This is a genomic window from Methylomonas sp. AM2-LC (assembly GCF_039904985.1).
Lineage (GTDB): Bacteria > Pseudomonadota > Gammaproteobacteria > Methylococcales > Methylomonadaceae > Methylomonas.
Genome location: NZ_CP157005.1, coordinates 3,824,427 through 3,847,877 on the forward strand (window position 1 = coordinate 3,824,427; position 23,451 = coordinate 3,847,877).

The window sequence follows — 23,451 nt, forward strand, 5'->3', positions numbered from 1 at the left end:
CTCCTAATGTGCAGGTGTACTGTCTTGAGATAAGGGCTTGCCAGAACGTTGCCTGGGCATTAGAAAGGCCAGTAAGGCCAAAATCAGTGTAATTGTAGACAGCAAACGGAAAGCATCGCTATACGCCAGTATGGCTGATTGGCTTAATAACTCTTGATATAATTTGTTCATAGCTGATAAACCGGCCTGTAAGCGACTACTACCCATAGCCATAATATTCGCCGTGTAGTGTGCCAGCAGAGTTTGATAGGCGGGTTGCGTAGGTATGAAATGTTCAGTCAGGATATTTTGATGAATTTGTTCATGTCTGGACACATAACTGGACAAAATTGAGATACCCACACTGCCACCCAAATTACGCAGTAAAGCATACAGAGCCGAGGCTTTATTGCCTTTTTCGGGGGAAATATCAGAAAATGCCATGGTGCTACTGGGAATGAACAAAAATGGCAAGCCAATCACTTGCACAACGCGCATCAGCACAAAGTGGTTATAATCGCTCTGTGGGGTAACAAAACTGGTTAACCACATGCCTATGCTCACCGCCAGCATACCAAAAGCAATCAAATAGCGGGCCTGAAACTTATTCACCAATTTACCCACTAACGGCATCAAAAACACCAATACCAAACCACCCGGTGACAAAACCAGCCCGGCCAGTGTTGCATCGTAACCATATTGGGATTGCACCATGAGTGGTAATAAAGCACTTGAGCCATACAGAGTAAAGCCGATAAAAAACACCATTAAACTAGCCATACCGAAACTGCGATTGGCCAGCAATCGAATATCAATTATCGGATCCTTTTGCCGTAACAACCAGGCAACTGCAGCAGACAGCGAAATAATGCTGATTGCGGTAAAGGCCTGGATAAAATGACTGTCGAACCAATCTTCTTCCTGACCTTTATCCATAACTATCTGTAAGGCACCCAAGCCAAGTACCACCAGACTAAGCCCAATGTAATCAATTGAAATAAGTCCAGTGGCTTTGGCATGTGGTGGGTCTTGCACCAAACGTTTAACTAGTATAAAAGCCAGAATACCGACCGGAACATTCATAAAAAAAATCCAGCGCCAATTAAAACTATCCGTAATAAACCCACCTAAGGTGGGCCCCAATATCGGCGCAACGATCATGGTTAAACCCGTAATACCAAACGCTGTACCGCGTTTTTCGGGCGGAAACGCATCCATAACAATGGACATTTGTATCGGTTGCAAGCCACCACCCGCCAGACCTTGTAATAATCGAAACACGATGATCATACCCATCGAAGTGGATACACCGCATGCAAAAGAGGTGAGGGTAAAACCAACAATGCTCAGCATAAAATAATTCTTACGGCCTAAAACACCCGCCAGCCAGCCTGACAAAGGTAGTACTATGCCATTTGCGACCAGATAAGAGGTCAATACCCAAGTACTTTCATCCTGACTGGCTGCGAACGAACCACCTATATGTGATAAAGCCACATTGACGATAGTAGTATCGAGTACTTCCATAAAAGCGGCAAGACTCACCACCACGGCAATCAGGTAAGGATTGGGAACAGGCTTATTAGTAGGCAGTGTCATAAATTCTAGTGAGTGCTGGTATCGACTGTAGGTTCAACTGACATGCCTGGCCCCAAGGCCAACTCAGCATCAGGCAAGTCATCAAACACAATTTTTACGGGCACACGCTGAACTATTTTCACAAAATTGCCCGTTGCATTCTGTGGTGGAAAAGCCGAAAAAAAGGCTCCGCTACCGGCCTGAATGCTATCAACCCTGCCCTGAAAATGATTATTTGGATAGGCGTCCACCTTAATTTCCACAGATTGCCCCGCATGCATATGCTCTAACTGTGTTTCTTTGAAGTTGGCAATAACCCAAAGTTCTGTGCTAACCAAGTTGCTTAACTGCTGGCCAGGCTGTACGTAATTTCCGCGTTCTACGCCACGATTGGTGATTCGGCCATCCATAGGTGCAGTGAGCCGGGTATTGCTTAAATCGTTTTCGGCCTGGGCTAAATCGGCTTGTGCTTGTTTATATTGTGCATTTAATTGATTACTTGTGGCTTTGGCTGCAGCCATGGTTTTTGGTGCAATATCTGCGCTACGCAGTTTAGCCTGCGCCTCATAATAGGCTGATTTTGCAGAAGTCTCGGCGGCAATAGCCTGATCCAGCTGCCCTTGGCTTCGTGCTTCGTTACTTAATTGCTGCATACGGTTAAGATCTTTTACAGCTTTGTCCCATAACGCTTTAGTAGAATCAACTTGTGCTTGTGCAGCATCACGATTGGAAGGCGCGGAAATATTAGTGGATTCCATATTATTTTGTGAAGCCAATGCGGCTGCCCGCGCAGCTTCAAAAGTCGCTCTGGCCTTATCTCGGCGGATAATATAATCAGTGTCGTCTATTTCCAGCAACACATCACCCGCTTTGACTAACTGGTTATCATTAACATACAAGGCTTTAACATAACCGGAAACTTTAGGACTCAGTGTGACGGTACGTCCGCCAATAGTAGCATCATCGGTAGATTGTTCTGCGCGATGCAAGTATTCATAAACCCCACCCGCTATTCCTAAAATAATCAGTACACTGATCAATACCAGTTTAGACGCATTTGTTTTCATACTAAACCTGCTACATTCTTTGTTTGATAACCCGCCAAAAACAGCCTTACACAGGCCTGTACATGCGTATCCAGTTCTTGAGTAGTCAGTTTTTCTGTCAGGGACAACATGGTTTTAACATGTAGCTCACCCTTCAGCAGGCTAAAAAATTGCTCAGTCGCCAATGGAATATCTGCCACTTGCAGCTGGCCCTGATGCGCCCAATCCTTTAATAGCTCACCAAACGCGGCTTTAACGCGCTGAGGGGCTGCTTCATAAAATATTTTAACTATGTCGGGATGATGCGTGGCTTCAGCATGCAAAATACGTAGCAAACGAATAGAGTCAGAATCGAACACCAAAGTGACCAACATATTCCCTAACTGTAACAAGCCCTCTGCAACTGGCAGTTTCGCGTATTGATTAAAAGTTGCGGGTGCCAATTGACGATCACAACGTTGCTGAATACTTTCTTTAAATAAATCAGCTTTATTGGCAAAGTGACTATAGATGGTCAATTTCGAGACATCTGCCGATTTTGCAACCGCGGCCATACTGGTTAGCTCATAACCTTTTTCTACAAAATGTATTGCCGCCGCCACTAATATCTGCTCTCGTTTTTCATTACTTTTAGGCCGACCGGATCTAGAACGGGCTTTTTCGGGAACAAGGTCTTTTACACTCATATACTATACCGTCTGGTTCAATATTTAAATTACTGTACCACGCAGTTTAATAAATGCAAGAACAATTTGATAATGACTCATCCTATGGGTAAGCTACTCAGCTTTAAAAGTCAAAATTGCCAGCAATTTAGCGCCTTTAAAATACAGAGAGATTGCTGACTAATTTTCAAAGCATACTAATCAACTCAGCAAGGAAAATACCCCTTATAATGAGCGCACTTTTCAATCACAGGAGAATTTATGTCTATTAAAAGAATGGTCGATCTGGATTTAGCGGGCAAACGCGTATTAATTCGTCAAGATTTAAACGTTCCGGTTAAAGATGGCAAAGTGACCAGCGATTTACGCATTCAGGCCAGTGTACCCACTGTAGAAGCGGCTTTAGCCGGTGGCGCTGCTGTGATTTTAATGTCACATTTAGGTCGCCCTACCGAAGGTGAGTACGATGCCGATTCCAGTTTGCAACCCGTTGCTGAACGGTATACCCAATTACTGGGTCAACCTGTGCGCTTGGTAAAAGACTGGCTGGATGGCGTTGATGTAAAACGCGGCGAAGTCGTATTATGCGAAAACGTGCGATTCAATAAAGGTGAGAAGAAAAACAGCCCCGAATTAGGCAAAAAAATGGCTGCTTTATGTGATATTTTCGTCATGGATGCCTTTGGTACTGCACACCGGGCTGAAGCATCTACGCACAGCGTTGCTGAGCATGCTGCTATTGCCTGTGCCGGCCCATTACTTGCTGCTGAACTGGATGCGTTAGGCAAAGCGTTGGAACATCCACAACACCCACTGGTTGCAGTGGTGGGTGGTTCTAAAGTGTCTACCAAACTGACTGTATTAGAGTCATTGTCCAGCAAAGTTGATCAATTGATAGTCGGTGGCGGCATTGCCAATACCTTTATTGCTGCTGCGGGTTATCCGGTGGGTAAATCGCTGTATGAAGCTGATTTATTGCCTGAAGCCAAGCGTCTGATTGCAGCCGCCAAACAACGTGGTGCCGACATTCCCATTCCAGTGGATGTGGTCTGTGCAAAAGAATTTTCAGAATCCGCTGTAGCAACCATCAAAAATGTTGCCGATGTGTCTGACGATGATTTGATACTGGATATTGGTCCACAAACCTCTAAAATCTACGCCGACATTCTGGCAACAGCCGGTACTATTGTCTGGAATGGCCCAGTTGGCGTGTTTGAAATCGACCAGTTTGGTGAAGGTACTAAAGCAATCTCTCTGGCAATTGCCAACAGTCCAGCATTTTCAATTGCTGGCGGTGGCGACACACTAGCTGCTATCGATAAATATAATATTTCCGATAAAGTATCTTACACCTCTACGGGTGGCGGTGCATTTCTTGAGTTTCTTGAAGGAAAAGAATTACCGGCTGTGGCGGTTTTGCAATCACGCGCATAAACTATCGAGTTTCACTGTTGATAGATTTGAGCGCATTAACTGTTCTAACTTAGCAGTTTATCTTCATCGGGTGCATACGTTATCGTCTTGCGCCCGATCATTTATGCCTTATTTAACAAATCTAGTGAAAAAACAACGATAAAACTATAATGCTACTTTAAATTTACTCACTACTTGTTTCAGGTCACTCGCCAGCTCAACTAATACTTTTGCCGCCAAACTGGTATTGTGAGCATTAATGGAATCAGAATGTACCACAGAGGATATTTTACTCATGCTGTTACTGATTTCTTGAGTGGTTGCGGTTTGTTGTTCTGCAGCTGTGGCAATCTGGTGAGTTTGAGAGTTCAATATATCAATTTGTTCTACGATGGCTTTAAGAGCTTGATCAGACCTCGCCGCCTCATTTGAACTTCGCTCAACCTCACGACTGCCCTCCTCCATCACTTTGACAGCCATATTTGTTTCAGCTTGAATCGCGGTGATCATATGACTAATTTCCTGTGTAGCTATACTCGTGCGCCCAGCCAAAGCTCGCACCTCATCAGCTACCACAGCAAAACCTCTACCTTGCTCTCCGGCACGGGCTGCTTCAATAGCTGCATTAAGTGCCAATAAGTTGGTTTGACTGGCAATATTTTCTATCGTCCCCACTATTTGACCTATTTGATTGGAACGCACACCCAGTTCACGCACGGTATTTGCAGCTGTAGTCACATGCGTTGCAATCGACTGCATAGATGCTATTGCATCCTGCACCACAGTAGAACCCTCATCGACAGACTGACTGGCTTTTTGAGCACTGATTGCAGCATAAGCACAGTTTTTGGCAATTTCGTTAGAGGTGGCAGCCATTTCTTCGTCTGCACTGGCAACGGCATTCGTTTGATCTGCTACTGCCTTTGCTCCTTCCGCTAACTGTAATGACGTTTGCAACATTTCCTCCGCTGAGACAGCAACTCTTTGCGCATTTCTTACCGTCACAATAATAATATCATGAAATTTTTGAGTAAAATCATTAAAGTGTAGGCAGATTTCTCCTAATTCATCCTGGCTGGCATGCTGAATACGATGCGTCAAATCGCCGTTCGCTATGATTTTAATAGCATCAATAATTTTGCCAACTGGAGCAGTTATGCTATGTGTAAACCAAATTGTCATCAATGAGATTAACCCAATGACAATTACTGAAAACCATACGATAAGCGATTGAGTTTGCTTACGAACCGATTGAATGTGGCTTTTATTGTCTATCATCAACTCTTTAACATTTTCCACCAGTTTATTAGTCGATTCATCCGCAGTATGTATGGCTTTTTTAAAGGGTATTAATGCCTTGTTTGCTTGTTGAGTGGTCGTTAAAGTTCCAGACTGTATCTCACTCACAACAGATTCAACACCAATAAAATAATTTTGTAGATTCTGGCTAATTTCATTGGTCAAGTATTCTTGTTCAGGCGTTTTAACCCGTTTACTCAACTCTTCGAGTCTTGACTTGGCTTGTTGTTGAGCGTTACGCCATTTTGTAAGGTAGCTTGTTTGTTCCGCAGAATCATCAATATTGATAAACATATCTTTTTCGAAGCGGCGTAATTGTAAAAAGTTGATTTCGGCTTGATAAGCTAGCTCCATAATGCCTTCATCTTCTAAAATAATAGACTCAGCTGCTTTAGAAATAGTGGTTAGGCCGTAATAACCCATAAAACTGACAAAAATCAGAAACAGCACCGAAATACCAAATCCCCCACCCAGCCTTACACCTACTTTGAAATCATCCAATCTCATTACTTTCTCCAAATTTGACATCACCACCTGCATTGACGGTAATTTAATTACAAAATTTAAGTAACTTTATTTACCCGATTGGCAAACAACTCAATTGAGTTCTGTACTTGGCTCATTCACTTTTTGCAACTAGTTCAGTCGGTAAACACACTGCACAGCCTACATGTACCAGATCACCAATATGCTGATGGCGGATGGGACGGTACATACCGTCTTCATGATTCATCTCTGTATAAAGCTGGTTTTCCCGATCAATCACTTCCCGTTCATGCTCAAAAGGATATAAGGTTTGCAACATCCCACCACCCTCGATAAAGTGCTGACTTTCCAACAGCATTAATTTGGCATGCAATAACTCGTGTAACAAGGCATCGGCAGGCGCAATGGAGCAAGCCGGGTTAGCATTGCAGTTAGCATCATTTAGCAGCCTTTCTGCACCTATACGGGTATCGAAATACACAGTAACGCTGTTTACCTGATTTTCTGTACCCCAGGCTTGCGTCTGCCAGTTGTTCGCCTTGAATTTAAGTATTACTTTTTTTTCTTGAAACTGCTCCAGCAATTGAATCACTGCCGGGTATTCAGCATAGTAATGAGCAATTTCTGTTAAATCTTGGTCAATATAGGTGGGATCATTGGCTTCTGCTTGATAACTGCCTATGAGAAAGTTTTTGATTACGCGCTCGGCCTGTGGATCAGATTGCATGGTCATTTTGTCTTTTTCATAAACTTCCAGCACCTGTTGTGCGGTGGGTAATGCAGCATGCCGTAAACTAATTACGGCTTTACCATCACTACCTATCGCATTAACTAATTGCATGGATGAATTAGTACTACTTGAATAAGCAGCAACCATGGTGTGCGTAACCAATTCATCAGCAGTCACCAGTCTGGAAGTCGCCAACAGATTCATGCAAAAAGTCAGTACGATGAGCTTTTTGTTCCGTCTGTCATAGCCACCATGATCTATCTGTTGACTACGTCGACTTTCCTTGAGATATATCTGATATTGTGCAGCAATTGCATGTAGCTCTGCATAGGCGTGCGGCGCAATGACACTTAAATTTTGTTGACAAACCAGTGCAGCCCGACCTTCAATTACACAAGGATGCAGGTAATTTTGTTTGGGATAAGCAGCATACCAAGCACTAAGAGCATTGCTCAGTTCTGATATACCAGAAACTGGGATTTCAACACTTTGATAAATTTCTTGGATGCGCAATATTTCTGTCATATTGGTTACTCTCAGTTGATCTTTTCAGTAACAAGATTGCTTTCAAGCTTAGCTCTAATACAAAAGACTGTTATGTTGTTGGTATTCTGCCAATCTTGCTTGGCTTGATCACTCGTTGCCTGTGATTGGTGTAAATTAACCAGCAACGGATAAACTCTAATCTAATTGACTAGATAAATTGAATAAGTGAATACAATAATACTTATCAATATAAAAAACTTTGATTTAATCAACAAAATGGCTATATATCTTTAGTGTTAAAATATCGCTTATTGCAGATACTTACTAAATTGACATGAAAAAAGTCGAACTTCTTTCGCCTGCTGGTACCCTACGTAATATGCGTTATGCGTTTGCTTTTGGTGCGGATGCGGTGTACGCAGGACAGCCACGTTACAGTTTACGTGTGCGTAACAATGATTTTTTAGCCGATAATTTGGCGAAAGGCATTGCCGAAGCCCACCAACTGGGTAAAAAGTTTTTTCTGGCTGCCAACGTTATACCCCACAATGCCAAAATCAAAACTTTTATCAAGGATTTAACCCCTATTATCGCCATGGGGCCGGATGCACTGATTATGGCTGATCCTGGCCTGATTATGCTTACTCGTGAGCAGTGGCCTGACATGCCCATTCATTTGTCTGTGCAAGCAAATACCGTCAATTATGCCAGCGTTAAATTCTGGCAAAAAATGGGGGTAGAACGCATTATTTTATCCCGAGAATTATCTCTGGATGAAATAGCGGAAATTCGTCAGCAATGTCCAGACATGGAGCTGGAAGTTTTTGTGCATGGCGCTTTATGTATTGCTTATTCAGGGCGCTGCCTGTTGTCGGGATATTTTAATCATCGCGATCCTAATCAGGGAACCTGTACCAATTCCTGTCGTTGGAAATACGATACCGTTCCTGCTGAGGTCAATGCAGAGGGTGATTATGTACCGGCTCAGCAGTCGGTGCTATCCATGAACGACATTAATGAAGTGGCTAACACCGCCAGTTGCGGTGGCGCTGAACGTCACCCCTTAGCGGATAACATTTACTTTTTGGAAGAAGAAGGCCGGAAAGGCGAATTGTTGCCCATTATGGAAGACGAAAACGGCACCTATATTATGAACTCCAAGGATTTGCGCGCTATTGAGCATATCCAGCGCCTGGTGGAAATTGGTGTGGACAGTTTAAAAATAGAAGGTCGTACCAAATCCCATTTTTATGTGGCACGCACTGCGCAATCTTATCGACAGGCCATTGATGATGCTTTAGCAGGTCGGCCTTTTCAACCAGAGCTACTGGGCATTTTAGATAATCTGGCAAATCGCGGTTATACCGATGGTTTTTATCAGCGCCATCACACCCAGGAACATCAAAATTATCTTACCGGTTACTCTAAAAGCCACCAACAACAATTTTGTGGTGAAATTACTCACATAGATACTGACACTGGATTGGCTGAAATTAGCGTTAAAAACAAATTTGCAGTGGGTGATAAACTGGAATTAATTTTACCCAGCGGCAATCAGGACATTGTGGTAGAACAAATGCAGGATAAATGGGGCAATGCCATGCAGGAAGCGCCAGGGGGCGGCTATGAAGTACGCGTGCCATTGCCTACCACTGACTGTAAATACGGTTTATTAGCGCGATACTTTTAAATCTTAGTCACTTAAAACAGTACGCAAAAGGGGCTTACGACAGGAAGCCCCATAATATTAAAGCCAAGAATAATGACAGAAAATATTGGCGAAGCTGTCAATTATCAGATGATGCTATTTTCGACAAGCCAACCATGAACAGTTAAACTACAGAGCCATAGAAGCCACTGCCGTTGTAAGCAGGACAAAACACGATTTTTTGAGGTTTCAAAACTTATCAGGAGACAGGCATGTCATTTACCACCGCCAATCTGTGTAATCAGTTTGCTACGCAGGCCAATTTCCAAATTGCCGAATCAATATTCACTTTATTTGGCAAAAATCGGCGTTTTTGTGGCAAAATTTCAACACTAAAAGTGTTTGAAGATAATAGCTTGGTAAAAACCACGCTGTCACAAGATGGCAAAGACCGAGTACTGGTTATTGATGGTGGGGGTTCGCGGCGTTGCGCCTTACTTGGCGAAAAACTTGCCAGTTTGGCACTGGCAAATGCCTGGGAGGGCATAGTCATTTACGGGTGTATTCGTGACGCCGAGCTGCTTGCAGAACTACCTATCGGCATTATGGCTTTAAACACTCACCCCATGCCCAGCCGCAAACATGGGCAAGGAAATACGGACGTTGTGGTAACCTTTGCCGGGGTTAATTTTAAAAAAGATCATTATTTATACGCTGATAGTGACGGAATTATCGTCGCCGAAGCAAAATTAGATTAAAATGCTCACATCATAACCAAGTAAAACAGTCAAGATTATGCATATAGTACTCGCCAACCCCCGTGGATTCTGTGCCGGTGTAGACCGGGCCATTGAAATTGTTGATCAAGCACTGGATACTTTCGGCGCACCGATTTATGTACGACATGAAGTTGTACACAATCGCACAGTGGTCGATGGCTTAAAAGATAAAGGTGCTATTTTTATTGAAGACCTAACCGATGTACCCATTGGTTCTTATCTGATTTTTAGTGCGCACGGCGTCTCTAAACAGGTACAAAAAGAAGCCGAACAACGTAAACTGACGGTTTTCGATGCCACCTGCCCTTTGGTAACTAAAGTACACATGCAGGTTGCCAAACATGCCAAACAGGATAGAGAAGTCATACTAATCGGTCACGCCGGTCACCCAGAAGTTGAAGGCACCATGGGGCAGTATGATAAATGCACGCAAAATGGCAACATTTATCTGGTTGAAACCCCGGAAGATGTTAAAAACCTGATAGTCAATAACCCCGACAATCTGGCCTATGTTACGCAAACCACCTTATCTATGACTGATACCAAAATCATGGTAGATGCCTTGCGCGCCCAGTTTCCATCCATCAAAGAACAAAAGAAAGACGACATTTGCTACGCCACGCAAAACCGTCAGGATGCGGTACACGATTTGGCAGGCATTGCCGATCTCATTCTGGTGGTTGGCTCACCCAATAGCTCAAATTCAAATCGTTTACGCGAAATTGCCGAACAATTGGGTAAACCTGCTTATTTGATTGATACCTTTAAAGATCTGGATAGACAATGGATAGAAGGTGTTGGCGTGGTGGGAGTCAGTGCTGGGGCTTCTGCACCGGAAATTCTGGTTCAGGAAGTCATCAACCAACTGAAAGAATGGGGCGGCTCTAACACCACCATTACCGAAAACACCGGTATTGAAGAAAAAGTGGTGTTTTCTATCCCTAAAGAATTGAAAAAACACGTTACCGCTTAAAATTTTGGCAGAATTTTCTGTATTGACAAAAAAACGATAACTGCAATTCAGCATCACTTTTTTAGTTTATACCAATGGGCTGTCGGATGTGCTGAACAAAGTGAGGCGCATTTGTCGTGTTTTTTGCGCCTCATTGCTGACATTGAATAAGCTTGACCCGTTGGCTGACTAGAAAATCTAAACCAGCCAACGGCAGCAATGACATGACGAAAAATCATTGAAAACACTATCCAATACTGCAAAACACAGTTCAAACTTAACATTCTCTAAGTATTTACAACATTTATTCAACACTGCGTTTAATGCAAGCGCTGGTTTATAGTACAATTTTAAGCATGGCGGCTGGAAACCACTAGCCCAACGACAAATATCAAAGATAAACAGACAGGTTCATATGATGAAAACAATGGATGACAGAGATGGTTGGATATGGCTGGATGGAAAATGGGTTGAATGGCGAGAAGCAAAAGTCCATGTTTTAACACATACTTTACATTACGGCGCAGGTGTATTTGAAGGATTACGCGCCTATCAAGGTACACAAGGTACCGCCATTTTTAAATTGCAGGAGCATACTGATCGCTTGTTCCGTTCTGCGCATATCATGAATATGAAAATGCCTTATAGCAAAGCAGAAATTAATCAGGCTCACCGTGACGCGGTGGCTAAAAACAATCTGGATAGTGCCTATATTCGCAGCATGTGCTTCTTCGGCTCTGAAGGTATGGGTTTGCGTGCCGATAATCTAAAAGTGCATATCATGATAGCCGCCTGGACTTGGGGTGCCTATCTGGGTGCAGAGAATATGGAAAAAGGTATTCGTATCCGCACCTCGTCTTATACGCGTAACCATGTTAACAGTACCATGTGCAAAGCCAAAGCCAATGGTAACTACATCAACTCTATTCTGGCTTTACAAGAAGCACTGGCAACGGGTTACGATGAAGCCTTATTGTTGGATCACGAGGGATATGCCGCAGAAGGCAGTGGTGAAAATCTGTTTATTGTGCGGAATGGCAAACTTTACACCCCAGAAACTACTTCTGCGTTGGAAGGTATTACGCGTGAAACCTTGATCACCATTGCTCGTGAACAAGGCTATGAAGTGATTGAAAAACGCATTACCCGCGACGAAGTTTATATTGCTGATGAAGCCTTCTTTACGGGTTCAGCCGCTGAGGTCACACCTATCCGTGAATACGATGGTCGTGCAATTGGTAGCGGCAGCCGTGGCCCTATTACCGAAAAACTACAAGCCTTATACTTTGACTATGTAAACGGACGTCGTGACGATCATCGGGAATGGTTAAGTCTCGTTCGTTAAAGTGAAAGATGAACCGTTAAAAATCCTGATCATCGGCCCATCATGGGTCGGTGATATGGTGATGGCGCAAAGCCTGTTTATCGTACTGAAGCAGCAACACCCACATAGCCAGATCGACGTATTAGCTCCGCCCTGGTCATTGCCGCTATTGCAACGCATGCCAGAAGTACATCAAGCCTTAGGTTTGCCGCTGGGTCATGGTCAATTTGGTTTATTGACGCGCTTTAAAATCGGTCGAAAATTAAAACACCACGGTTATGATCAGGCCATTGTATTACCCAATTCATGGAAATCGGCCCTGATTCCCTTTTTTGCTGGAATTCCACGCCGCACGGGTTATCTGGGAGAATTGCGCAGGGGTCTGTTAAATGATTTGCATAGTTTGGAGAAAACACGTCTAACTATGACGGTACAGCGCTTTGTAGCCTTGGCTTTTGCAAAATCTGCACTATCGGCACCCACCTACCCTTATCCGCAACTAACTACAAGTCTGGAATTACAAACTTTAGTCTCTGCTAAGTTTGGTTTAGCTGACAAACCATTACTCGCACTCTGCCCCGGTGCAGAATACGGCCCTGCCAAACGCTGGCCGGTGGCACACTTCGCGGAAGTGGCTCGGCAAAAACAAAGTGAAGGTTGGCAAATAGGTTTATTTGGCTCCGAAAAAGATCGTGCTGTTTGCACAGAAATTAACTCTTTGAGTGGCGATAGTTGTCACAATTTTGCGGGTAAAACCCAGTTGCATGAAGCCTTGGATTTATTGTCAATAGCTACGGTAGTGGTGAGTAATGATTCCGGTTTAATGCATATTGCAGCAGCTGTGGACACAAAACTAATTGCCATTTATGGCTCTTCCGACCCTGGCTTTACACCACCGCTACATAGCAAAGCCACTATTTTGCAACTGCATTTGCCCTGCTCGCCCTGTTTTAAACGTGTGTGTCCTTTGCAGCATACGCATTGTTTAACAGAACTGAGCCCCGCAACTGTACTCGCGGCAATCGAAGCCTAAACAAAACCCATGAAAATTGCCATCGTCAAACTCTCGGCTTTGGGCGATATTGTACATGCCATGGTCGCTTTACAATTTATTAAAGCGGCTTACCCTGACGCACAAATTGACTGGGTAGTTGAACAGGGGTTTGCCGGGGTATTGGCTGATAATCCTGACATTAACCAAATTTTGACAGTCAATTTAAAAGCCGTTAAAACAAATAAACGCAGACTTTTATCTGAGATAGCCAACATTCAAGCGTATTCCGCACAGCATTATGATTGGGTAATTGATGCACAAGGTTTAATTAAATCGGCGCTGGTGGCACGTTTATTATCTAAACAATGCGTAGGCTTTGATAAACACTCTATCCGTGAAAGTCTGGCTGCCAGATTTTACAAAGACACAGTAGCCTGTGCCTATGATGCCAATACCATAGACCGCAATGTGGCCGTGCTAACCCGTCCGTTGGGTCTGAACATCAGTAGCGCTCAAATTTTAGAAAAACGAACATTTTTGTATTTTCAGCCATCGCAACTGAATTTGCCAGGTTATGGACAAACCGGCTTACCTAGCGTCTTACTGGTAACGGGCTCTACTTGGCCAAGTCGCAACTACCCCAAAGAAAATTATCTTAAAGTGGTGCAAGGCTTAAATGCTAACTGTCTATTACTTTGGGGAAATAGCCAGGAGCATGAGTCCGCAAAATGGATTGCAGAGCGCAGTAACGCAAAAGTGCTGCCACGTATGACTCTTAATGATCTAAAAGCACAGATTGCCAGCGCTGATCTGATTATTGGCAATGATACCGGCCCAACACATATGGCTTGGGGTCTTAATCGCCCATCCATCACCCTGTTTGGCCCCACACCTATTAGCCGGGTTTATCAGACAGACATTAATAAAGTATTGAAATCACCCTCGGTAGTTAATCCCTATAAACTGGATAAAAACGATTTTTCGATAGCTGAAATTGCTGAAACTGAAATCATACGTTTAGCCGAAGAACTGTTATAAAGTAAGCTTCCAAGAAACTTTTTTGTTTGGCGCGATTCTGATTGAGGTTGATTATCAGTCCACTCAACGTAAAGCCAAGTGTTAATCGTATGAGCCTACATAAAAAGGTGCACCAATCTCGACAAATGCACTTCACTTCGTTTAGCCCTTCCTACAGCCCAGCTTACTCAAGTAGATAGTTAGAATTTGTAGGGTTATTCTCCGCTTTCATCTAACGGAAATAATTAGTGTATATTATCTACATACAGAACAGAAAAAATTATCAATGTAATTCCACCTATATGTATTGAACGGACTTTCCATAGTTTATTTATGAGAACACGATGAACTCAATTAAATATTTAAGCAACAATACCGCATTACTCCGTTACGTCGTATTAGTCGTGCTGACCTTGCAGACTGGCTCTATTTTCGCGCAAGACAGCGACGCTCTTGACAAAATACAACCGCATACGCGCATAGTTAAACACATTGATGAAACGGACCGTATCACACTAAAGGGAAACCGTGTTTCGCAACTGGACAATAGTGTTGATACCGGGCGGATAGACGATAATCTGCGTCTGAACCGGATGATACTTAATTTAAAATCCTCTCCAGCACAACAGGCAGCATTGGATGCATTTACCCAGGCCCAGCAAACCCCCGGCTCACCTGACTACCATCATTGGCTAACGCCAGCAGAATTTGCCAGCCATTTTGGTGTTGCAGAGCAAGATATCAGCGCTATTAAAAATTTCCTGACCAGCAGGGGTTTCCAAATAGACGAAGTGGCCGCCGGTGGGCGTAGCATCCAGTTCAGCGGGACCAGTGCGCAAGTCCGAAATGCTTTCCACACCGAAATGCATCAATATATTTGGCAAGGAGAACAACATATTGCCAACGCGAGTAACCCACAAATCCCTGCTGCCTTGGCGAATGTGGTTGACGGCTTGGTTAATCTGCACGATTTCCGTAGCCATGCACGCAAGCAACAGGCTCAAACTAATGCAGCAACACCTCTGGCTAAACCAATATCAGCAAACCAAACCCAGCAATCTGAAATTTTACCCGTTTCAGAAATAGTAATTGGCACCACTAATTACCTGACTCCGGCAGATTATGGCGTGATTTATGATGTTAACCCACTATATACCTCGGCGATAAATGGCAGCGGCGTTAAAATTGCGGTTTTGGGCCGCAGCAATATTTTAAACAGTGATATTACCAGTTTTCAAAGCTTTAGCGGCTTAACGGCCAATCCGCCACAAACCATCATCACTAATACCGATCCAGGTATAGTCAGTGGCGACCAAACCGAATCCACTCTGGATGTAGAATGGGCGGGAGGTATTGCACCAGGCGCTACGGTGATATTCATCACCTCGTCCTCTACCGTAATAGGTGACGGTATTGCCTACTCTGCCAGTTATGCGGTTAATTCTAACGTGGGAGATATTATCAGCTTAAGCTACGGTGCTTGCGAACAATACATGGCGCAAGCCGAAACCAATGCTTGGAGTAATCTATGGCAACAGGCACAAAGTCAGGGACAAACAGTGCTGGTGTCTTCTGGAGACAGTGGCGCTGCAGGTTGCGATGCATCCAATAGCAGCACTGCTGTCAGTAGCACAGGCGTTAACGGGCTGTGCAGTTCGCAATTCAGCACCTGCGTGGGCGGTACAGAATTTAAAGATACCAGTAACCCCTCCAGCTATTGGCTGACAAGTAACCGTAGTGGTAGCACCGCAAATGCCTTAAGTTATATTCCTGAATCGGTGTGGAATGAAAGTGCTTCGGTATCAGGTGGTAGTGGCTTATATGCTTCCGGTGGTGGTAAAAGTATCTACTTCTCAAAACCCGCCTGGCAAGTGTCACCGGGCGTTCCCGCAGATGGCCAGCGTGATGTACCTGATATTTCCCTGGCGGCTGCCAAGCATGACGGTTATATCATTAACTTGAATGGCAATCAGTGGTCTGTCGGTGGCACCTCAGCGGCTACGCCTTCATTTGCAGGCATACTCGCTTTATTGGAACAATATAATGGCGGACGGCAAGGTAATATCAATGCAAACCTGTATGGACTTTACCAACTACAGGCCAAGAGTGGAAATAAATATTTCCACCCAACCCTATCAGGTAACAACTCTGTGCCAGGTCAAGCTGGCTTTTCCGCAACGGGAGCGGGTTATAATTTGGCAACCGGCTTAGGCTCGGTTGATGCTAATGTGCTGGTTAAACAATGGCACAATGTCAATCCTGTCAGTTCCAGTGTTGCTTTGACTAGTTCTGCGTCTAATTTTGTCAGCGGTAATCCGATCACAGTCACCGCAACAGTTAGCGGTGCTTACCCAACAGGTAGCGTACAATTTAAGAATAACGGTGTGGCACTGGGCACCCCTATCACTATAAATAACAATGTAGCCAGCCTAACTACCAGCGCCTTAACCACACCGGGACTTACCCCGATTACGGCAGTCTATTCTGGGGATGGAAATAACTTATCCAGCTCTTCAGCAGCACTAAACGAAACGGTCATGGCAATTGCCACCATCACTGTGACGGTTTCCGCTCCTACCATAACAGCAGGGCAAAATATCACGCTAACAGCAACAGTGACTGGAGATACGCCCACAGGTACTGTACAGTTTTATAGCAATGCTGTAAAACTGGGGTCGCCAGTTAGCTTAGTCAATGGCGTTGCGGTACTCACCACAAATGCACTCACCACAACTGGATTGGATAATATTACCGCCACCTATTCCGGTGATAGCTTAAATACCGGCAATACATCGATTGCTGTTAGTGAAACTGTATTGGCGGCTAAAGCGCAAAGCGTACCTGCATTGGCTGTTTGGCAGGAAATACTATTGGGATTATTGCTGTTTACTACGCTACTGAGGGTGCAAAGAGTTAGGGCTGGCTAGGGAGTTTAATTCAGCTACAGGGTTGTCAATACTCTTTTAAACTCCCTTTAAATTCTGAGAAGTTGCTAACAATACCTTGAGTGGATCGCTGTGTTGCTTCGCCCTCCCAAATACCTACGAATAAAGTAAGGGATGGCGTTCACTGCATGGTACGAAATCTGATTATTAGTCAATAGCAAAAAAATGAATTCAGAGCAGATTTGGCGTAATTCTGGTGGAAAGTTTATCGAATATCTTGTGGGTCTTCTATAATCTGGCCGATAACGAACATCGAAAAACGCCTATATTGTAAGCAATTTGTAGATTGAATATGCGACACATCTTCTAGTTAATCCTAAAAATTATGAAATGATCAAGTACACTCTTTATTGATACTCTAAGACACTACTAAACTAAATACGTAACCGGCATTAAACGCACGCCTTTGCGCTGCGTAAAACCAATTACCGGAGTAAAGCCATTTGCCAGCAATGCATTTGCCTGCATTTCGGTTAACACTGTTTCTGTTCCGGCTTGCAAGCGCTGTTCGCCATCTTGTGGATAGCTAAAAGCAGGGATATCCTGAAAATATGCCGCATCATTATTTGCCTGACCACCACTGGTTCGAACCAGCAGACGCGCGCATAAAAAAGCCGGATTTGCCCAGAGTAGCTCTTGAGTATTTGGAACCACTCCGGCTTCCTCCAGTACAAAAGATTCAACAGGCTCACGCTTTGCGCCATAGGGCATACGAATTAAATAGCGTGGATAAGCTAATACCACCTGTTCTGCGTCTATTTCTTGTAGCAATTTAGGCCAGACTTGCTGACTTTCGGAGGTAAATAAGGCACTTGCAGCTGCGGCAATAAAAGTAGCCTGACAACTGGCTGCAAGACCACTTAAAAACTTTAATAAGCCCAGATCTTCAGTTTGTACCGAAAAATAATAATCGCTGATCAATAAAACATCTTGTTCTGTATCACCCGATTGCATATGCTCAAACAATTTTTGCGTAAATGCATGTCCTCCCTGAGCAAGTTCTTCACTTAATTCAGCCTGACTAATATCGACCAGGAAGAAATTTTGCTCATCACTGTTTTCTTCATTGATCAGCGCACAACTGGCCAGCCAGAGTGCTTCCAGCTTCTGGAAGTTACTGTCATGCAAAATGCTGCGTATAAATTCGCTGCATAACCCGTCTACACCAGCCACCAAAACCGCCTGATTTGGATTTGCCAGTGGTTGCACATGCGGAGCAACTATCTGTTTGAGTAACTGATCAACTGTACTGGTAGGTGTAACCGTTTTTTCGGGGGCTTTTCCTAATAGACGCTCTAACATGTCGTCCTGACTTTCGGTTTCCTGTTGTATTGGAGTTGTAATAGGCTGGGGATTTAATTCGCCCAGACTGAGGGCTTGAATTTTTGCCGCAGCTTCAGCAACTGTATTGGGATTAAGCAATTGTTTCTTTAAGCTTTGTAGGTCGGCCAATACCGGCAGTTTTGTCAACCAGTGATCAGGATGAAAATCGTCCAACGATTCGAAAAATAAGCTTACGCCGTTTTTGATTTGCACACTGGGTTTGATTTTAGCCAGTATTTGCTCAAAGTTATCAACATTGATACGAGTAATCTGCCGTTGCTGCCAAGCAGTATCTGTATTACCAGAAAAATTTCCCAACAGGTAAATGCTATAGCCATTTGTACTAACGGATTTTTTACCGGTACGCTGGGAATTGAAATCCATTGAAAAATCGATTCTGCCTGACATGCTGACCTCTTTGCATAGGAATTTGTATCTTTAGACTCTAACAGACTCTGATCTAAGCAACAAGTAACGATGCAGTAACTGTAAGCTCTGCACGCACATCACTGTTTAGATGCATTGGGAATTTGACTCTACGTTTTTGTATTTATTCATTTTTTCTATCATCATATTACATACCACCCACGACTCGTTTTCGGTCATCCCCCAATACAATATAATGCCGTTTAAATTTTCGCCAGGCTGCTTAATATGTAGGTAATGGGTACGCGATGGTTGTTGATCCAACATGTCTTGATACTTATCATCGACATTTGTTTTGCATTCATACTTATTATTTTCATAACAGATTTTCTCATTACTACACACTGCATCAATCTGTCTGTATACTAAATCACGCATTTCCAGACAGTCTTCCATCCCAATGCGTTGCCCAATAGTCACTAGCTGAATTTCGCGTCCAGGAACTTGAAAAGTAAAACGTGATTCGCCGTAGACTATGGGTTTAATCTGTTGAGTCAGATCAAGATAAATGTAACTACCTAGCACGATAACGATGACAAAGAGGTAAAGTTTATTCATGATTTTCTTTTGTTAACCACTGCAATGAGTTGACCTTACTTGCATTATAGCCAAACTCAATCGGGCAAGTCTAATGCTAGTAAACCCAATTCTTAGAGCATCTCGGAAAAACCTAACACCGGTCATTCAACAAAAATAGAATTGATTGCAATCGATTATTGATTCCACAGTAGACGTTGACTTATTACCTAACAAACTCAACGTTCAAGTGTTTGGTAGTTTAGCCAACTGCTGTTTCCAACCCTGCACAAAAGATTCAACTAACAGACGAACAGCTATGGCGCTACTTGCAATACCTGCCTGACCTAAATTGCCATTTAACGCCAATAAGCAAACCCCATGCACACCACACAACAGAGTTCTAGCCGCCTGAGCTTGCTGCTCAAAACTGCTATTCGGGTTTAATTGCTTAAATACCGCTTCTACAGGTACAAACAGAGACTCAACTTTTTCTCGATACCAGCTTGGGATTTCGTCCTTAACAGGTGAATCGGTATTAAAAATGATGCTCCAACGATTAAAGTTTTCGGTAGCAAATTGATGGTAATTTTCGGCCATCACTAAAATTTTCTGTTCCATGCTCAATTCAGCAGAGACATTGTGTAATTGAGCAGTTATTTCTTCTAAGGTACTAGCTTTGATATGCATGACTAACTCTTGCATATTCGCAAAAACCATATAAACACTTCCCACTGTATAACCCACATCCAGGGCAATTTTTCGTACAGTTAAGGCATGAATGCCCTGCTCATTAACAATGTTCCTAGCAGTATCGAGTATCATTTCCTGAATCTGCTCTAAACTATGATCACCTCTTCTGGCCATATTTCCCTCTTAGCGTTGTAAAAAAGCTACCATACCTGTTTTTTTCAAGTGGAACGTAAATAGTATGCATAATGAATATCTCGTTGTTGTTGACCTAAATGATCAGGTTATAGGGCTGCGCCCACGCCACGAAATACATACCTTAGGTCTATTACACAGAGCTGTGCATATTTTAGTCTTTAATCAGCAAGGACATTTGTTTTTACAAAAGCGTTCCATGCTAAAGGACTTAAATAAAGGATTATGGGATAGCTCTGCCGCAGGCCATGTTGATAATAACGAAAGCTACGATGCTAGTGCCCAGCGTGAATTATACGAAGAATTAGGCATTAAAGCAGCTCTTAAACCATTATTTAAGCTTGAAGCTAGTGTTGATCTAGGTATGGAGTTTATTCAGGTATATCAGTGCCAACATAATGGCCCGTTTAATCTGGCGGCCGATGAAATTGATGAAGGAACTTGGTTGCCATTAACAGAAATAAATAACCGGGTAATGGCCGATGATACGACATTAACACTGACTTTTAAAATTATCTGGAAAACTTATCAGCCATACTTGCTTGCTGCTAATTAGCGATAAATTAATACAACAGAAATCACTCCAAGTATTTATTGACTATTTATCTTATAATAACCATTCGATCGCTGCGTCAATTTAGGTGACGTTATTTTTGATCCTATGCACCTTAGTATCGAAAACCACACAATTTGTTCTAATCAATAAAATAAACTTGTCTTATGAAAATTAAAATAAATAAAATCATAACGTTAACTTGTGTAGCTACAGTTTCTATACTGACTGGTTGCGCAGCCGGCGGCGGTTATGCGAATAATAATATGGCAGGAGTCGCCGCGCAAAGCGTTCTAGGCGGCAACCCTCTTACCGCGATGGAAAACAATCTGGCCAATTCATTGACACAAAATCTGGCGAGTAGCGTTCTTAATGGTCAAATTGGCTCGCAAGTGACATCAGCTGATCAAAACTTTCGCGTTCAGCAATTGGGTAGCCTGATTCAATCTGGCAATATTTCCCAGTCGCAACAATGGGTTAACCCACAAACGGGCAGTGCTATGGCAATTAACCCTGTCGGCCAAACTTCGATGAACCCACAAACTCGGCAAGTGTGCCAAAATTTGCAAGAAGTAGTAACTATGCCTAATGGTCAATCACTCACCGAAAGCCGTTTGGCCTGCCAAAATCCACAAACCGGTCAATGGAGTTTGGTTCAATAAGCTTTAGCAAGCGTTTGTGACGCATTAGATGGTAACCTAATGCGTCCACCGAATTTAGTTTCCCGTTGTACCTCTACTCAATTGATTTTTGGTATTAGCGTTATCAGCACAATTTATTTCGGTCACCGATTCAACTAAGCTACAGTCTTATTTACCAGGATTAACCGGTAATTGCATGTGTTGCTCCTGATGTTCAAAATTACGCGAATTATGCGGAAAAGGTTGTGGCTGAATGACTGGTTCCGAGCTTTGGTTACCCTGCATTTGCATCGATTCATGCTGATGATGATTTAAAACTTCAGGACTAACAGTGGATGGAACACGCGACTCCTGCTGTTCTACATTCGCTTGCGGAAACGCATGTTGTTGAGGCTGTATAGAATGCTCATGGTGTTGAGTGGCCTGCATTTGCAATTTTTCCTGCTCCTGAATACGTCGAAACACCTCCGAACTAGCTGGCGATTGTAATTGCTGATCATGCGATTCAACTGGGTGTTGATTAGCTGGAAATTGCTTAGCCTCTAAAGAATGTTCATGTTCTTGTTCCTGTCTATACCAGCGTTCCTGTCTTTCATTATGTTCAGATTGCTCTGCATTAGGTAAATAACCAGCGGGTGGCATTCTTTCGTTTCTTTCATCCCTATCAGGATCAGCATTATTTCTAATAGCTCCCCCTCTATGACCCGCAACAATATATTGTTTTTGATTGTAATATACTTGTTGCTGAAAATTGTTTAATACATAAAATCCTGGATAAGAATAACCACCCGACCAAAATGGATAGGGAACCCAAGAATAATAGTTATTATATTGATCAGGTGGCTGATAATAGGTAATTACTGGTGGCCCTTGATTTTGATAGTACCCTGCCAAAGTCTCAGGATCTACTGTAGGTTTTGCCTGGGGCAGAGATGTTGTTGGCGGTGGCAATACGGGAGTACTGGTCGGTATAACTGGAGCTATGCTGGGCGTCACAGAAGACTGACTTATAATTTTAGCTTGCGCTCTTAAAGTCGGCGGAATAGAGTTATAGTCATCCGTAAACATTTTACTGCCCTTACTATCAATGTAGGTATAGATGGTATGGATTTGTGGAGACGCTGTAACAGTTTGCGGGCTGGGGCTGATACCAATATCTAAGCCTAACTTTACTTTAAGCTCACCCACCTGTTTTAGCGCCTGACTCTTAGCTAAGGGAATTTTGCCTTGCTCAGCCGCTATGCCAATAGTCGTGTCCAACTCACCCAAAACCGCAGGGGTAATCGGATAATCTGAAATCCAGCCGTTTTTGGGTGCAATGCCGAGTTTAATCAAAATCGCTTCAGCCTGTGCATCATTAGTGGTGGCATTTTGCTGTAAAACCGGCAGTAATTGTATAGCGTACACCCCCTCAGGTACCAAAGCTTGGGCAACGGGTGCCGATTTTAGTGCTGGTGCCGGTAAATTTTGGGGTGCATTTACCGAAGTTTGTGCCATCACATTGCCTGTAAAACAGCACCCAACAGCAATAACACGTGAAAAATAGCTAAGATAAGAAATAGGCATTACTCAGTTTTCCTAAGAATAACAGCATTAAAAAACTTTAAAACTCTATACTGCTACCTGATTACCCATAAAAAAATAAGGGCGGTCAGAAATTCTGACTTTGCTACTAGAATACAGTAAATCGTTTTAGACTAAATTAAAAATACCCACGCATATGGTCGTTTCTCAGCCTACTTAAAGCGTATGTTCAACGCTAGATG

19 protein-coding genes are annotated in these 23,451 nt (G+C 43.2%); 10 read left to right on the forward strand and 9 right to left on the reverse strand.

Annotated features, from left to right (window positions below; genetic code table 11):
• Positions 1-3: 3 nt before the first annotated feature.
• The 3 genes from ABH008_RS16970 to ABH008_RS16980 are packed head-to-tail and all read right to left on the reverse strand — an operon-like array spanning position 4 to position 3,289.
• Positions 4-1,578 carry a DHA2 family efflux MFS transporter permease subunit gene (locus tag ABH008_RS16970; RefSeq protein WP_347986798.1) on the reverse strand — a complete coding sequence of 525 codons (1,575 nt, stop codon included), beginning with the start codon at positions 1,576-1,578 and terminating at the stop codon, positions 4-6.
• Between the two features lie 5 nt (positions 1,579-1,583).
• The gene (locus tag ABH008_RS16975) at positions 1,584-2,624 is read right to left on the reverse strand and encodes an HlyD family secretion protein (RefSeq protein WP_347986799.1); all 1,041 of its coding nucleotides are present in this window, start codon (positions 2,622-2,624) and stop codon (positions 1,584-1,586) included.
• Positions 2,621-3,289 carry a TetR/AcrR family transcriptional regulator gene (locus tag ABH008_RS16980; protein WP_347986800.1) on the reverse strand — a complete coding sequence of 223 codons (669 nt, stop codon included), beginning with the start codon at positions 3,287-3,289 and terminating at the stop codon, positions 2,621-2,623. Before ABH008_RS16980 ends, ABH008_RS16975 begins: the two co-directional genes overlap by 4 nt.
• Before the next feature lie 240 nt (positions 3,290-3,529).
• On the opposite strand from ABH008_RS16980, the gene ABH008_RS16985 reads away from it, so the two are divergent.
• The gene (locus tag ABH008_RS16985) at positions 3,530-4,702 is read left to right on the forward strand and encodes a phosphoglycerate kinase (RefSeq protein WP_347986801.1); all 1,173 of its coding nucleotides are present in this window, start codon (positions 3,530-3,532) and stop codon (positions 4,700-4,702) included.
• A gap of 144 nt (positions 4,703-4,846) precedes the next feature.
• Here ABH008_RS16985 and ABH008_RS16990 read toward each other — a convergent pair whose 3' ends face one another.
• Both ABH008_RS16990 and ABH008_RS16995 read right to left on the reverse strand, forming a co-directional pair.
• Complete coding sequence (locus tag ABH008_RS16990; RefSeq protein ID WP_347986802.1) at positions 4,847-6,487, reverse strand: methyl-accepting chemotaxis protein; 1,641 nt, start codon at positions 6,485-6,487, stop codon at positions 4,847-4,849.
• A 112-nt stretch (positions 6,488-6,599) separates the two neighbouring features.
• Positions 6,600-7,721 carry a hypothetical protein gene (locus ABH008_RS16995; RefSeq protein ID WP_347986803.1) on the reverse strand — a complete coding sequence of 374 codons (1,122 nt, stop codon included), beginning with the start codon at positions 7,719-7,721 and terminating at the stop codon, positions 6,600-6,602.
• Positions 7,722-8,016: 295 nt separating this feature from the next.
• Between ABH008_RS16995 and yegQ the strand changes: the two genes are divergently transcribed.
• From yegQ to ABH008_RS17030, 7 genes are all read left to right on the forward strand, one after another.
• Positions 8,017-9,372, forward strand: coding sequence for a tRNA 5-hydroxyuridine modification protein YegQ (yegQ, locus tag ABH008_RS17000; RefSeq protein ID WP_347986804.1), 1,356 nt, complete (start codon positions 8,017-8,019; stop codon positions 9,370-9,372).
• A gap of 230 nt (positions 9,373-9,602) precedes the next feature.
• Positions 9,603-10,088 carry a ribonuclease E activity regulator RraA gene (rraA, locus tag ABH008_RS17005; RefSeq protein ID WP_347986805.1) on the forward strand — a complete coding sequence of 162 codons (486 nt, stop codon included), beginning with the start codon at positions 9,603-9,605 and terminating at the stop codon, positions 10,086-10,088.
• Between the two features lie 37 nt (positions 10,089-10,125).
• Positions 10,126-11,082: a 4-hydroxy-3-methylbut-2-enyl diphosphate reductase gene (ispH, locus tag ABH008_RS17010; RefSeq protein ID WP_347986806.1), complete on the forward strand. Its 957-nt coding sequence runs from the start codon at positions 10,126-10,128 to the stop codon at positions 11,080-11,082.
• Between the two features lie 397 nt (positions 11,083-11,479).
• Positions 11,480-12,406, forward strand: coding sequence for a branched-chain amino acid transaminase (locus ABH008_RS17015; protein ID WP_347989989.1), 927 nt, complete (start codon positions 11,480-11,482; stop codon positions 12,404-12,406).
• 1 nt (position 12,407) lies between these two features.
• Positions 12,408-13,418 carry a lipopolysaccharide heptosyltransferase II gene (gene waaF, locus ABH008_RS17020; RefSeq protein WP_347986807.1) on the forward strand — a complete coding sequence of 337 codons (1,011 nt, stop codon included), beginning with the start codon at positions 12,408-12,410 and terminating at the stop codon, positions 13,416-13,418.
• Between the two features lie 9 nt (positions 13,419-13,427).
• Positions 13,428-14,417 carry a lipopolysaccharide heptosyltransferase I gene (waaC, locus tag ABH008_RS17025; RefSeq protein WP_347986808.1) on the forward strand — a complete coding sequence of 330 codons (990 nt, stop codon included), beginning with the start codon at positions 13,428-13,430 and terminating at the stop codon, positions 14,415-14,417.
• A 323-nt stretch (positions 14,418-14,740) separates the two neighbouring features.
• On the forward strand, positions 14,741-17,323 hold the full coding sequence (locus ABH008_RS17030) for an Ig-like domain repeat protein (protein WP_347986809.1): 2,583 nt from the start codon (positions 14,741-14,743) through the stop codon (positions 17,321-17,323).
• 387 nt (positions 17,324-17,710) lie between these two features.
• Here ABH008_RS17030 and ABH008_RS17035 read toward each other — a convergent pair whose 3' ends face one another.
• The 3 genes from ABH008_RS17035 to ABH008_RS17045 all read right to left on the reverse strand — a co-directional run bounded on the left by ABH008_RS17035 (position 17,711) and on the right by ABH008_RS17045 (position 20,473).
• Positions 17,711-19,072, reverse strand: a complete 1,362-nt coding sequence (locus ABH008_RS17035) for a type VI secretion system contractile sheath large subunit (protein ID WP_347986810.1) — start codon at positions 19,070-19,072, stop codon at positions 17,711-17,713.
• A gap of 105 nt (positions 19,073-19,177) precedes the next feature.
• Positions 19,178-19,648 (reverse strand): hypothetical protein, encoded by a 471-nt coding sequence (locus tag ABH008_RS17040; protein ID WP_347986811.1) that lies wholly within the window; start codon positions 19,646-19,648, stop codon positions 19,178-19,180.
• 204 nt (positions 19,649-19,852) lie between these two features.
• Entirely contained in the window at positions 19,853-20,473 is a 621-nt protein-coding gene (locus ABH008_RS17045; RefSeq protein WP_347986812.1) for a TetR/AcrR family transcriptional regulator, read from the reverse strand.
• 64 nt (positions 20,474-20,537) lie between these two features.
• Between ABH008_RS17045 and ABH008_RS17050 the strand changes: the two genes are divergently transcribed.
• Together ABH008_RS17050 and ABH008_RS17055 are read left to right on the forward strand one after the other, a co-directional pair.
• Positions 20,538-21,047 carry an NUDIX domain-containing protein gene (locus tag ABH008_RS17050; protein WP_347986813.1) on the forward strand — a complete coding sequence of 170 codons (510 nt, stop codon included), beginning with the start codon at positions 20,538-20,540 and terminating at the stop codon, positions 21,045-21,047.
• Positions 21,048-21,211: 164 nt separating this feature from the next.
• Complete coding sequence (locus ABH008_RS17055) at positions 21,212-21,706, forward strand: hypothetical protein (protein WP_347986814.1); 495 nt, start codon at positions 21,212-21,214, stop codon at positions 21,704-21,706.
• 147 nt (positions 21,707-21,853) lie between these two features.
• Here ABH008_RS17055 and ABH008_RS17060 read toward each other — a convergent pair whose 3' ends face one another.
• Positions 21,854-23,251 carry a hypothetical protein gene (locus tag ABH008_RS17060; protein ID WP_347986815.1) on the reverse strand — a complete coding sequence of 466 codons (1,398 nt, stop codon included), beginning with the start codon at positions 23,249-23,251 and terminating at the stop codon, positions 21,854-21,856.
• Positions 23,252-23,451: the final 200 nt, after the last annotated feature.